Raw genomic sequence first — 13,274 nt, 5'->3', positions numbered from 1 at the left:
GACGCCGGTTGCACTGGACAGTATTGTACGTTATCGATATCATACAATTGTAGACTTAATTTATTCTGGCGGACACAATTTTTTAACGAACGAGCGGATGACCGCCGGCACGCGCATCCACTCATCGGCAACCACGGACATGTCGACCATCCACCAACGAACCCGACCGATTCTCTCCCGCCGGTACGCCGCCGCGCTGTCCGCCTTGCTGGCCGTTGCCGCCCTGGCGCTCCCGTGCCGGGCCGGCCCGGACCCGGCCTGGGGACAATGGACGCAGTGGGGCGATCTCGGCAACGGCCGCTACCGCAATCCCGTCCTGCCGGCCGATTACAGCGACCTGGACGTGACCCGCGTCGGCGACGACTACTATGCGATTTCGTCGACGTTCCAGTTTTCCCCCGGGATGGCGGTGCTGCATTCGCGCGACCTGGTCAACTGGCGCACCGTCGGCCACGCGGTGTCCGACCTGACGGCGATTTCGCCGGAGCTGAACTGGGACCGGATGAACCGCTACGGCCGGGGCATCTGGGCCGGCGCGATCCGCCATCACGCCGGCCGGTTCTGGATCTATTTCGGCACGCCGGACGAAGGCTATTTCGTGACCAGCGCAGCGCGGCCGGAAGGTCCGTGGACGCCGTTGCACGCAGTGCTGCGCGCGCCGGGATGGGACGACTGCGCGCCGTTCTGGGACGACGACGGCAAGGGCTATTTGATCGGCACGAACTTCCGCGACGGCTACCGGATCCACCTGTGGGAAATGAGTCCGGACAACCTCGGCCTGGTGCCGGGGACGGACCGGGTGATCTACCAGTCCAAGGGCAGCGAAGCCAACAAGCTGTACAAGTTCAATGGCACCTACTACCACTTTTTCAGCGAAGTGCAGGGCGACCTGCGCGTGATGATGATGCGGCGCGCGCCGTCCATCCGCGGCCCCTGGTCCGGGAAGCGCCAGCTCATGCGGGGCGACGGCGCCGCCATGCAGCCGAACCAGGGCGGCATCGTCCAGGGCCCGGACGGCAACTGGTATTTTTTCACCCATCACGGCAGCGGCGACTGGGCGGGACGGGCCGCGAGCCTGCTGCCCGTCCACTGGATCGACGGCTGGCCGGTGATCGGCCAGCCCGACCGGGACGGCGTCGGCACCATGGTGTGGGAAGGCGCGATGCCGGCCAAGGGGTCTCACCGTCAATTCCCGCAAGGCGGCGACGACTTCGGTGCCAGGACGCTCGCACCGGTGTGGGAATGGAATTACCAGCCGCGCATGGACGAGTGGTCGCTGGCGGCGCGTCCCGGCTATCTGCGCATGCACGCGTTTCCCGGCCTGGACGGCGGCAACCTGCTCAAGGTGGGCAATGTGCTGACCCAGCGGGTCGTCCGCGCGGCCCGGCCTTCGTTGGTCGCGCGCCTCGAACTGGCGGGGATGGCCGACGGCCAGCACGCGGGCCTCGTGCAATTCACGGCGCAGCCCCGGGCCGCCAATCCGGCCGAATCCACGGCGTCGGCGGGGATCGTGATGGTGGACGGCAAGCGCTATCTGGAAGTGTCGCGCGATGGCGCCTACACCCGCCTGCGGACGTGGGCGCACGACGCGGTCTGGCTGCGCGCGGCGTGGGGACTGGACGGCAAGAGCACCCTGGCCGTCAGCGCCGACGGGAAGCGCTTCGAGCCGCTGCTGTCCGATTTTCCGTTGACCTGGGGCGCGTATCGCGGCAGCCGCGTGGGCGTGTTCACGTTCAATCCGGCGGGAGAGCGCGGGTATGTGGATGTCGACCGGGTCGATTATGACGTCGGTAATGGTCCGTGATCGTCGCTGCCACCCTGGGTGAACCGATACACGATGCCGCATCTCCATTGCGTCGGGTTGCCCCAGCGTGATCCGAGGTGTCCTACGGGCTACTTTAGTGGCCAAAACCATACCTGCGTCGACGACCAGTAGCAGTCCTCCTCACACGCCAACATATCGATACCATAGGGCGCCACCATGTCGATGTGACCTTGTCGGTCGGTGCCGCCCCACAGATGAAAGAAGCTGATCACGCCATGTCGTTTGTCGATCGCCTTCCGCGCCTCCGGGCCTCCTTCGTATTTCTCGGGTGAGCCCCAGAGCCGAATCAAGATGTTGGACAAGTTGCGCTGACCCGGCTCGATCATCTTCCCCTTGCATTCTCCGGCTAGCACGCGCATTCGAGCAGGCGATATCGGGATACCGCAGCGCACGAGCGCGAGACTCATGCGGATCGCGCAGGTGTTCGCGTAACGCGGATCATTCGCGTACTCCGGTGGGTAGCCAATCCAACGATACAGATCTTCGGCGTGGACTGAATGACGATCAATGTATTTGCTACGCAAGACGGCATATGGCGGCCTACCCATGGCAGCACGCCTTTGCCGAGCAAGGCCATCTTTCGGCCCATGCTTGCACCGCCAACACACCTGCACTTTGCCGGGCCTGCGCTGGCGTGAGCGTGCGCAGCTTATCCGTCAATGCTGGTTGCAGAAGGTTGGTCCCCGGCTTGGTCGCGCTGTAGCACCATTGCTGATCGGCGGTCGCGTCCATGACGCCCTGCAGGTATGCCACTGCCTCCGCCGACTCCGCCTCGTTGGCAGGCTGTTCGAGCTGGCGCAACAGGCGTGCCCCATTCATCCAGGGGAATGGATGCGTCACTGGAGGACTGGCGTAGGCCGGCAGCGCGAGCGCGAGAAGAATTAGAGCTCGCATCATGCAATCCTATTGGACGCCAAATCCCAACCGCCAGCCGTGTTGCCGCTGGCGCCGCCGCTGATCTTCTGCCGGGTGTACCTCCATTTCACCTTCGAGAACTTTAGGCCGATGCTCTCGCACGCCATATCGATGCCGTCGAACGCCGGGGCAATGTGGGCGATCAGGACGTTTTCCAGCTCAACCTCGAAATATTTCACCGGCTCGCCATTGCCGTCGGCTCGCAGCATCTCCAACTTAGCCTTTGGGATGGTTTTCCCGCACGCGCACGTCTGGGCGAGTATGGGTGACGCTAGGTCGACCAACTTACTGAGGGTGATTTCACTCACTTCGGCTCGTTCCGCCGTGTGTCCGCCACTGGTTGACGCCGTAGCGCTTTTGGGCTGGTGGATGTTCCAACTGATCGATTTGCATTCGATCCAGCCGGGGTGGCGCGAATCGGCCGACTCGCCCTTGATTCCGTCCAGTTGAAGATAATAGTCCGCTGCCATTGATGCCTCCGTGGGTGTGTGAGGTATGGTTGCAAAATTATATTTACGACAACTTGCGTGGTGTCAACCCATACGGTGGAGTGCGCTCAACGCCGGCAGATGTGCTGGGCGGCGTTGGAAGATGTGATCGATATCGCCATTGGCGGTTACAATCGACGCTGACGCCAATTTCCTGTCCGAAACTCCATCCATGAAACGTCGACACTTCCCGACAACCGCCGCATCGGCAAACCCCATGCATAAGCAGTTGCCACGACTGCTGAAGGCCGCATTGGCCGGCCTGTCCGTCGCAACCGCGGCGCACGCCGCCGCTCCAGCGCCCGCAGCCCAAGCCGCCCAAACCATCCAGACCATCCACCTCCGCGGCGACGCCGGCGGCAAGCGCTTCGAAGGCTTCGGCGTCGTCGACGGCGGCGGCGGCACGTCCGTGCTGCTGAAGGACTATCCCGAGCCGCAACGCAGCCAGATCCTCGACTTGATCTACAAGCCGAACGTCGGCGCGTCCGTCAGCGCGCTGTACGTGGAGATTCCGGGCGACGGCAATTCGACCCAGGGCTCCATGCCCAGCCACATGCACACGCGCGGCGACTTGAACTACGACCGCGGCTATACCTGGTGGGTCATGTCCGAAGCGCACAAGCGCAATCCGGGCCTCGTCCTGGACGGCACCATCTGGAGCGCGCCGGGCTGGATCGGCGACCGGGGAGGACTGTTCGCGGGCAGCGGCGACGCCCGCTTCTTTTCGCAGGACACGGCCGATTATTACGTGGCGTGGCTGCGCGGCCTGCGCGACGTCTACGGCCTTCAGATGGATGCGCTCGGCATGCGCAACGAAAAGGGCGTCAGTTACGGCCTCGTCAAGGCCATGCGCAAGACGCTGAACGCCAGCGGCTTCGGCAAGGTCAGGCTGCATGCCTTCGACAACTGGCCGGACGATACCAAGTTCGACTTCGTCAAGGACCTGGATGCCGATCCGGAGCTGGCTGCGGCGATCGACGTGATCAGCGCGCACGTCAACACGGACACGTCGACCGTCCCCGCGAGCGTGCGCGCCACGGCGGACCGGCTGGGCAAGCCGATCTGGAACACGGAGGCGCATGTCTACAAGGCCGGCTACGATGGCCTGATCGGGAACGTGGAGTCGTTCAACGCGAACTACGTGCACAACGGGATGACGCGGTTCGTCAACTGGTACGGCATCGCGGGCCTGTACACGATGGAATCGTATTCCGGCGCGAAGGAAGCGGCGCTGCGCGCCAACTGGCCGTGGAGCGGCCATTACGAGCCGAATCCGAGCCTGTGGGGCTATGCGCACTATGGCCAGTTCACGCGGGTCGGCTGGACGTACATTGACGGCGGCAGCGGCGACCTGCGCGCGGGCGGCACCTTCGTCACCCTGAAATCGCCCGGCAAGGACTATAGCGTCATCATCGAAACCCACAAGGCGGCGGCGTCGCAGCGGGTGCGCTTCGAGATCGGGCGGGGCCTGGCGCGCGGCAGCCTGGCGGTCTGGCGCAGCGACGCGCAGGCGTATTTCACGCGCCAGGCGGACCTCGTGCCCGTCCACGGGGCGGTCGAGCTGACCCTGGAGCCGGACGCCGTGTACTCGATCACCACGACGCGCGGCCAGCGCAAGGGCGCTTTCGCCGACGTGCCGCCGCTGCGGCCGTTCCCGTTCCCGTACCGCGACACGTTCGACACGTACGCGCATCCGCGCCAATGGGGTTACCTGCCGCGCTATTTCGCGGACATCTCCGGCGCGTTCGAACTGGCCGGCTGTCCGGCGCGGCCGGGCCTGTGCCTGCACCAGGCCGTCCCCGTGCCGACGCTGTCCTGGGGGCCGGACTGGAAGCCTTACACGATCATCGGCGACGACGGGTGGACCGATTACGAGGTCAGCGCGGACGTCCATCCGGGGCCCGGCGAGTCGGCCGCCGTGATGGGACGGGTGAACGACGTCGGCACCGGCTACGGCATCATCCCCAAGGGCTATTTCCTGCAACTGGAGGAGGGCGGACGCGTGAGCCTCGTCGTCGTGCGCGGCAAGGCCGACAAGAAGGCGCTCGTCGGCGACGGCGAGCAGCAGGCCCTGATCAAGGCGCAGCACGACGGCGGCGAAGGCGGCGAAAAGGTGCTGGCGACGGGACAGGTCGCCGGCGGCGCCGGTTGGCACACGCTCAAGCTGCGCTTCGCGGGGACGACGATCGTCGGCTTCGTCGACGGCAAGCAGGTCGTGCGGGCCGACGACGCGTTGTACGGGCACGGCATGGCCGGCCTGATGGCGGGCCCGACGGCGCACGGTTTCAGCATGCCGTATTTCGATAACGTCGTGCTCAACCGGGTCGACGCTCCGCTGCCGGAAGCCACGCAGGCGCTGCCGGGGCAGGCGCCGATCTATCCGGACAAGGATTGAGCGGGGCGCGCAGCCAAAAAAATAGCCCGCTCGGTGGCGGGCTGAATCTATTTTCTTGGAGGAGAATAGAGGAGACGGGTTAATGATGCTGCATCGCACAATCGCTGTCCAATGATGAGTGGTGATGACTGCGATTCGCTTCGTGTATTTCTGTCGTCCCAGCCGGCGTGAGCGACGATTTCACATAGTTCACACATATTGTCTTTGTGGAATATTTTGTTGCCACAAACAATTAGCCCGAGCTAGTATTTGCTACTAGTCAACTTTGAGTAATTAGCAATCACTCGCTCGCTCACGCCCTATGAAGATGCTAAGCCGCTTGCCCGTCCTGTGGAAAGTTTTGCTGGCGCCCGCCATTGCCATGTTGTGCATGGCCGCTTGCCTGACTTTTACCGCCGTCGTCTTCAAGCAAAATAACGTCCGTCTCGCCGACGTGCGCGACGTACAGTATCCGGTGCTCGACGCGATGACCGAGAACGTGGGGGCGCTGGACAAGATCATCGACGTGCTGAATTCGGCCGCGTCCGCGGGGGAGCCCGACCAGATCGCTGCCGCCGACACGCTCGCCGCCAAGGTCGCGGACAACTACCGCCGCCTGCGCGCCATCGACACCGGACACGCGGCAGACTTGGACCGGCTCTCGGCCGAGTTCGACGCGTATTTCAAGACGGCGCGCGTCATTTCCGACGCCATGGCCAACCACAGCGGCTTGCCGCCCAAGGACAAGCTGCAGGCCATGGCCGCCGACCTGGCGACCTATCGCAAGGACGTGGCGGGCTTCCGGACCGCGGCCCGCGACCGCTTCGTCGGCACCGTCGGCGCCGCGACCGACCTGTCGAACCGCGCCGTGCTCGGCGGGGCCCTGATCGGCGCGCTGGGCGTGGGCCTCACGCTTGCGTTCGCGGTGCTGGTGGCGCGCACGCTGGTGCGCCAGGTGAACGAGGCCGTGCGGGTCGCCGAGACCGTCGCCGCCGGCGACCTGACGAGCACGATCGTCATCGATGCCCTCGACGAGACCGGCAAGCTGCTGCAGGCGCTCAAGCACATGAACAGCAGCCTCGTGCGGATCGTCAGCGAGGCGCGCAGCGCCACCGACAACATCGCCGCGACGTCGGTCCGCATCGCCGAGGGGAATGGCGACCTGGCGCTGCGCACGGAGCACCAGGCGAATACGCTGATGCAGACGGCGTCGTCGATGGGCGCGCTGACCGGCACGGCCAAGCAGAATGCGGCGAACGCGGCGCAGGCGAACGAACTGGCCGGTTTCGCCGCGGGTGTCGCCACGCAGGGCGGCGCCGTGGTGGGGCAGGTGATCGCGACGATGGAGGCGATCCACGCGTCCTCGCGCGAGATCGCCGACATCGTCGGCGTCATCGAAGGGATCGCTTTCCAGACCAACCTGCTCGCGCTGAACGCCGCCGTGGAGGCGGCGCGCGCCGGCGAGCATGGGCGCGGCTTCGCCGTCGTCGCGAGCGAGGTGCGCAGCCTGGCACAGCGCTCGGCCGCGGCGGCCAAGGAGATCACCGGCCTGATCGGGCGTTCGGTCGCGCAGGTCGAGCTGGGCACGAAGCTGGCCGACCGGACCGGCAGCACGATGGACGAGATCGTGAGCAGCGTGCGGCGCGTCACCGACATCATGGCCGCGATCGCCGCGGCGAGCAGCGCCCAGACCGGCGGTATCGAGCACATCAACGATGCGGTCGCGCAGATGGACCAGGACACCCAGCAGAACGCCGGCCTCGTCGACGAGACCGCCGGTTACGCGGACGCCCTGCGCGAGCAGGCCGCCAGCCTGGCCGCGGTCGTGAGCGTGTTCACGCTGGCGCGCCCGGATGCGTTGCAGCACGTCGAACCGGTTCCGGCCGAGAGGCTGGCCCTGCCGGCTTCGAATGCGGCGGCGGCGCGGCGCCGCGCTTGAGCGGGGCCGCTTCCCTTTCCACTTTTCTCCGCCGCGGCCCGCGTCGCGGCGGCAAGCTCACCCCGGCGCACCGCGCCGGGTTTCTGTCAACACCACCACATCATCATGAAGAGAGTCCTCCCAGCAACGGCAATGGCCGTGGCGGTCGCGGCGTTCGCCGTCGCGCCCGCGCATGCCGAGATCAGCATCATCGTGTCTTCCCATTCCTCACTGGCGCCGCCCGTGACGCAGGTCTGCCAGGCCTTCCTCGGCAAGATCAAGTCACCCACGCCGATCAATTTCACCGAGAAGAATCCCTTGCGCGACGAATTCTTCGCCAAGGCGTGCAAGAAGGATCCGGTCCAGGTCCAGGCCATGTGGGGCAAGCTGATCTTCACCGGCACGGGCACGCCGCCGGCCGAAGTCGACTCGGGCGCCGCGATGCGCAAGGCCGTCGCGGCCGATCCGAACGCCGTCGGCTACATCGACAAGAAGGACGTTGACGCCACCGTCAAAGTCATCGCCACCGCCAACTAACCACGCATGAGCATGAAGAAACTGATGATCGCCGCGCTGTTGTCCAGCGCCGGCATGGCGCACGCCAACGACTTGACCATTTCGGGATTCGCCACCGTCACCGCGGGCAAGGCCTATGGCGGTTCGGACGGGGAATTCATGGGGCAACCGTGCCCCTGCTTCATCGGCAACTACGAACACGGCACCGTCTACCACGGCAACGAATGGAGCCTCGCGCGCGAATCGCTCGTGGGCCTGCAGGCCAAGTACCAGTTCACGAGCCGCCTTTCCGGCACCGTGCAGGCCGTGTCGCGCGCGTCCGAACACGGCAAGCCGGAAGTCGACTGGGCCTATCTGTCCTACGACATCGCGCCCGACACGACGATCCAGGTCGGCCGCCGCCGCCTGCCGATCTATGCGTATTCGGACAGCGTCTACATCGGCTACACGCTGCCGTGGGCGCGGGTGCCGCAGGATATCTATGGCTGGGAAGTCGGGGCCTACAACGGCGTGAACGTGCGCCACTCGCGCAGCTTCGGCGACTGGGCCGTCACCGGCAACGTGTTCGCCGGCCAGGAAACGACGCAGAACAATACCGAGCAGCGCAAGATCTACTACGGCTACCGCGTCGACGACGACTGGAAGCACATCCTCGGCGGCTACCTGGACGTGTCCAGCGAGGTGTTCGGCGCGCGCCTGATCTACATGCAGAACTCGATCGACCTGTCGCAATACCCGCCGGACGACGTGCCGACCTTCAGCAAGGGCACGCGCCAGCGCATCATCGGCCTGTCCGGCAGCATCGACTATGGCAACTGGATGGTGCGCGCGGAAGCCAACCGCTTCATGCGTCCTGCGCTGGACTACAAGTCGTCGAGCTGGACGGCGACGGTCGGCTACCGCATGGGGCAATTCATGCCGCTGGCCGGTTTTTCCTCGTACAAGGAAAAGTTGACGGCGACCTATACGGCCCCGCAGAACGACAACACGCGCTTCGTGGGCATGCGCTGGGATTTCCGCAAGAACATGGATCTGAAATTCCAGTGGGATTCCGTCAAGGATTCCAGTGCCTACGACTTCACCAAGAACGCCAAGATGGTGACCGCCACCTGGGACGTGCTGTTCTGACCCGTGCCGGCGGCGGCCGGCAGTGCGGGAACCGATTCCGTGCGACATCGATCGTGAGCATTCGTTATATTTAATTTAACAATGCTTCGATGGATATCGAGAGGACCATGACGGAATCGAGTCACGCAGTCATGCGGCGCGGGTGCGTCCACGCCGTGCTGCTGGCGCTGGCCGCGAGCGCCGCCCACGCCACGCCGGCGGATGCGGCCGGGCCGGCCGTCGACGATCCGCTGCGCGAGACGGTGCCGGCGCCGGCGGACGACGACCGCCCGTACAAGAGTTACGGCGCGGCCGCGCTGGAAATCGTCGCGTTCCAGGCCGCGTTGAACCGGGTCGACCATGCGTTCGTCCATCCCGACGATTACGGCGTGAGCGTGGGGTCGGTCCGCCGCAACCTGCGCAGCAGCTGGGAGGTCGACCGGGATCCGTTCGAGATCAACCAGCTGGGCCACCCGTACCAGGGTTCCGTGTACTTCGGCCTGGCGCGCAGCAACGGGCTGACGTTCTGGGAATCGCTGGGCGCCGCGTTTGCGGGCAGCGCCGTGTGGGAGATCGGCGGCGAGACGACGCCGCCGTCGCGCAACGACCAGATCACGACCAGCTTCGGCGGCAGCTTCCTGGGCGAATCGTTGTACCGCATGGCGAATCTCGTGCTGGAGCAGGGTTATGGCTTGACGCCGCAATGGCGCGAGGCCGCGGCGGCCGTGGTGTCGCCGCCGCTGGGGTTCAACCGCTACGTCCGCCCCGGCCGTGGCGCCCCGATCTGGCACAGCAACAGTCCGGCCGTCTACGCGCGGCTGCAACTGGGCGTCGGCGGCATCTCGCGCAGCAACGTGGGGCCGTCGCTGGCCGCCCGCCACAACGAGGTCGCGGCCGACTTCGCGCTCGACTACGGCCTGCCCGGCAAGCCCGGCTACACCTATCATCGGCCTTTCGATTACTTCATGTTCCGCATCCGGCTGTCGAACATCCAGGGCATCGAAAGCCTCGCGTCGCGCGGCATGCTGGCCGGCGCACCGTATGCGGCGGGCCGCAACCTGCGCGGCATCGTCGGCTTGTACGGCAGTTACGACTACCTGGCGCCGCAGGTGTTCCGCGTGGCCAGCACCGGACTATCGCTGGGCAGCAATGCGCAGCTGTCGCTGGGCGACGGCATCGCGCTGCTGGGGCATCTGTCGGGCGGGGTCGGCTATACGTCGACGGGCACCGTCCGCGCCAGTACGAGCGGCCAATACAATTACGGCTTCGCGCCGCAGGCGATGGCGACGTTGCGCCTGGTCGGCGGCGACAAGGTCGCGCTGGACCTGACCGCGCGCGAATTCTTCGACGGCAAGCTGACCAGCCCGGAAACGGCCGGCACCGACCGCGTGTTCCGGGGCGACGCCTCGCTGACCTATCGGCTGGCGCCGCACCACGCGGTCACGGTCAAGTACCTCACGTCGCGCCGGACGTTTTCGTTCGCCAACGTGCCGGAGCGGCAGCAGCGGCGCGACACGATCGGCCTCTACTATACTTACCAGCCGGCCAGAGGGTTCGGCGCCGTGGACTGATGAGTGCCTGTGGCGATCTACACGGTTTTAAGGACTATGTCGTTTTCGTGAGGAATGAAAGCACAATAGACGATGAGCTTGTCATTTCACATTGACTACAATGGTGAGTGCGAAGAGGCCTTCAACTTTTACGCAGCGCACCTCGGAGGGAAGATCGGTACCATGCTCAAGGTCGCAGATGCACCGATCCCAGCCTCGGCGATGCGTCCGGGACGCCACATTGTTCATGCAAATATCTGCATCGATGGGGTCGAATTGGCCGGCGCCGATGTCGAAGTGCATCACTACAAAAGACCGGCAGGCTTCTATGTGTTGCTCGGTGTTGATTCGGAAGAAAAAGTCGATTCTTACTTCAGCGCACTACAAACCAATGGGCAGGTGATCCTGGCGCCGCAGCAGACTTTCTGGTCGCCCCGCTATGCCATTGTGATCGATAGATTTGGCGTACCTTGGAAGATCAATCGCGGAACGTGACAAGGTCCGCTTCGGGTCGACAGTTGCCATACACTGAACGGCCGAGAACGGCTACAAACGGACATACGCTGAGAGAACAATAACCTTGTGGCCGGCCTGTACAAGAACACCTACCTGCCCAATAGAGAAACTAGTCGAGCTATCCGTTTCCCCAGATGCACAGTTGGATCAATAACCGAAGGCATCAATTTATGCCATATCCAGCCTCAGCTCAAAACTTGTACGCAAGACCCAGCGAGACCTTTTGCTGGGTTCCGAGTTTTGTGCTGCCGAAGTAGTCGAATCCGAGCCGCGCTGATACGTGTTCCGTCAGCCCGTAGCTACCGCCGAATCCCACCATCGGATGCACGCTGGTGCGTGTATAAGCGCCGAAGCTCTCGTGGTTACCAGCCAACCCGGCTTTACCGTATAAGGAAAAATGTTCGCCCAGCGCCATGCTGCTGGTCGCTGCCGCGTACGTCACGCGTGTACTTAGGCTGCCGTGGAGCGCGCTGCCGGGTGTTGGGTCAGTTCCCGTCCATGTCCCAAAGTGTCCGTAGCCGAGTTCCAGCCCCAGGCTATCGGACCAGTTGTAGCCTCCAGTGAAAATATACGCCGCAGGGCTATTGTCGTTACGGACATGCTCCGCCGTCGGGAAGTCGAAGTATGCTTCACCCGGTGTCGCGCGGGCCATGCCGACAAAATAGTCGCCCGCGAAAGCGTTACAGGATGCCAGCAGTGCGGCAATGACCAAAGTATATTTCACATTGTTTCCCTATGAAGTAATGGACACGCCAGCGTATTGAATGGATGGAAAAGTTTCGCTGTTTGTAACAAATACTTACGTACATACGTTTAAAAAGTGCCGTCGGGGTCAACTGGGCGGCATGTCGGCATGTCGGCATATCGGTCGGCAGAACTTGCAGTGCGATATTCGCAAGTTGGAATCATCTTGATGCCACCATCGAGTTGTACGACTTCCATTGAGAAAGTCGGCAGTGACCTCAACGGCCGCTTTGGGTCGACAGTTGCCGTATGCTGAACGGAGAGAACGGTCAGTAGAGGTGCGTCGACCTTGGCCTTGGCTTGCCTGTGCGTGTAGGTTGCGAAGCGCCGCTCATCGTCGCCGGACCGGGTTCCAGATATTCGATTCGTGCCGGTCCCTGCGCGCATCCTGCTGAGGTACTATCGCAAGCAACTCCATCGGCATGCAGCCTCACTCCGGACCAAGCCAGCACCGACCATGAAACCAACATCCATTGCGCTCTTGATGTCTGCAGTCCTGGTGTTCTCGCAGTCAAGTGCGGTCGGGCCGGACAACCCGGCCCCGAGGGCATCTGCCGCGCCGCATAACGGGCAGCACGATTTCGACTGGGAGATCGGCACCTGGGATACCCACCTGAAACGCTTGCGTGAACCACTCAGCGGCAAGACCGAGTGGGTCGAGTATGCGGGCACGTCGGTCGTCAAGGCAATTATGGGCGGGCGTGCCAACCTCGTCGAGTTAGATGTGCGCGGCAGCTCCGGCCGGATCGCGGGCGTGTCGCTGCGCCTGTACCAGCCCGCGAGCGGCCAGTGGACCCTGCATTTCGCAAACCTGGCGAATGGGATGTTGACCGACCCAATGCAGGGTTCCTTCAAGGATGGCCAAGGCAGCTTCTACGGCAAGGACACGGTGAACGGCCGCGCGGTGCTGGTGCGGTTCCTGATCGTGCCGATGGGTGCCGGCCAGTGGCGCTTTGAGCAGGCATACTCGGCAGATGGCGGGCAGCGTTGGGAAACCAACTGGATCGCCATCGATAGCCGCCGCAAGGCATAGGACGAATTCTTGGTCATCGAACGTCCCAATGGGCCGGATTAGGTTGTTCGCGGCTGTTCGTGATTTTTTTTTCGTTTCGGCAACATGCTATGCTGAGCCAAACTTCATGAGTTTGCGAAGTTCGGTGAGAACGTTGAGGTCATGCCCGACTGAGTACCTTTTTAGAGGCTATCCCAGTAGACCTGCTGAGCGCCAGGCGATGATTCCGCATACCAGATGAAGAAAGGCAAGGTAATTGCTCGCTTTCTTCGGCCAACGGATCAGCAAACCCCGAAACCGGTTCATCCA

General features: G+C 63.9%; 12 protein-coding genes and 1 pseudogene. 8 read left to right on the top strand and 5 right to left on the bottom strand.

The features are described 5' to 3' along the window. Positions 1–139 precede the first annotated feature (139 nt). Complete coding sequence (locus tag ISF28_RS22665; RefSeq protein ID WP_198119438.1) at positions 140–1,804, top strand: glycoside hydrolase family 43 protein; 1,665 nt, start codon at positions 140–142, stop codon at positions 1,802–1,804. 89 nt (positions 1,805–1,893) lie between these two features. Here the strand turns inward: ISF28_RS22665 and ISF28_RS22660 are convergent, their stop codons facing one another. From ISF28_RS22660 to ISF28_RS22650, 3 genes are all read right to left on the bottom strand, one after another. Then, positions 1,894–2,349, bottom strand: coding sequence for a T6SS effector amidase Tae4 family protein (locus ISF28_RS22660; RefSeq protein ID WP_198119437.1), 456 nt, complete (start codon positions 2,347–2,349; stop codon positions 1,894–1,896). A gap of 16 nt (positions 2,350–2,365) precedes the next feature. After that, complete coding sequence (locus ISF28_RS31270; RefSeq protein ID WP_370663488.1) at positions 2,366–2,644, bottom strand: Rap1a/Tai family immunity protein; 279 nt, start codon at positions 2,642–2,644, stop codon at positions 2,366–2,368. Positions 2,645–2,718: 74 nt separating this feature from the next. Then, positions 2,719–3,210, bottom strand: coding sequence for an Hcp family type VI secretion system effector (locus ISF28_RS22650; RefSeq protein ID WP_198119435.1), 492 nt, complete (start codon positions 3,208–3,210; stop codon positions 2,719–2,721). 235 nt (positions 3,211–3,445) lie between these two features. On the opposite strand from ISF28_RS22650, the gene ISF28_RS22645 reads away from it, so the two are divergent. The 6 genes from ISF28_RS22645 (at position 3,446) to ISF28_RS22620 (ending at position 11,188) form a co-directional block, all read left to right on the top strand. Beyond that, on the top strand, positions 3,446–5,623 hold the full coding sequence (locus ISF28_RS22645; RefSeq protein ID WP_198119434.1) for a galactocerebrosidase: 2,178 nt from the start codon (positions 3,446–3,448) through the stop codon (positions 5,621–5,623). Between the two features lie 301 nt (positions 5,624–5,924). Continuing rightward, positions 5,925–7,541 carry a methyl-accepting chemotaxis protein gene (locus tag ISF28_RS31080; RefSeq protein WP_198119433.1) on the top strand — a complete coding sequence of 539 codons (1,617 nt, stop codon included), beginning with the start codon at positions 5,925–5,927 and terminating at the stop codon, positions 7,539–7,541. Positions 7,542–7,646: 105 nt separating this feature from the next. After that, a complete protein-coding gene (locus tag ISF28_RS22635; protein ID WP_229519300.1) occupies positions 7,647–8,057 on the top strand; it encodes a hypothetical protein in 411 nt (136 codons plus the stop codon). A gap of 12 nt (positions 8,058–8,069) precedes the next feature. After that, the gene (locus tag ISF28_RS22630; RefSeq protein WP_198119432.1) at positions 8,070–9,164 is read left to right on the top strand and encodes a hypothetical protein; all 1,095 of its coding nucleotides are present in this window, start codon (positions 8,070–8,072) and stop codon (positions 9,162–9,164) included. Positions 9,165–9,271: 107 nt separating this feature from the next. Continuing rightward, positions 9,272–10,714, top strand: a complete 1,443-nt coding sequence (locus ISF28_RS22625) for a DUF3943 domain-containing protein (RefSeq protein WP_198119431.1) — start codon at positions 9,272–9,274, stop codon at positions 10,712–10,714. Positions 10,715–10,786: 72 nt separating this feature from the next. Continuing rightward, positions 10,787–11,188 carry a VOC family protein gene (locus ISF28_RS22620; protein ID WP_198119430.1) on the top strand — a complete coding sequence of 134 codons (402 nt, stop codon included), beginning with the start codon at positions 10,787–10,789 and terminating at the stop codon, positions 11,186–11,188. 211 nt (positions 11,189–11,399) lie between these two features. On the opposite strand, the gene ISF28_RS22615 is transcribed toward ISF28_RS22620, so the two are convergent. Then, entirely contained in the window at positions 11,400–11,933 is a 534-nt protein-coding gene (locus tag ISF28_RS22615; RefSeq protein ID WP_198119429.1) for an outer membrane beta-barrel protein, read from the bottom strand. A gap of 477 nt (positions 11,934–12,410) precedes the next feature. On the opposite strand from ISF28_RS22615, the gene ISF28_RS22610 reads away from it, so the two are divergent. Continuing rightward, positions 12,411–12,986, top strand: a complete 576-nt coding sequence (locus tag ISF28_RS22610) for a hypothetical protein (protein ID WP_198119428.1) — start codon at positions 12,411–12,413, stop codon at positions 12,984–12,986. A gap of 168 nt (positions 12,987–13,154) precedes the next feature. Here ISF28_RS22610 and ISF28_RS22605 read toward each other — a convergent pair. Next, a pseudogene (locus ISF28_RS22605) lies at positions 13,155–13,274 on the bottom strand (IS5/IS1182 family transposase); the annotation flags it as partial.

Source organism: Massilia rhizosphaerae (assembly GCF_016093545.1).
GTDB classification, from domain to species: domain Bacteria; phylum Pseudomonadota; class Gammaproteobacteria; order Burkholderiales; family Burkholderiaceae_D; genus Telluria; species Telluria rhizosphaerae.
This window is presented reverse-complemented; position numbering and strand designations above follow the sequence as displayed.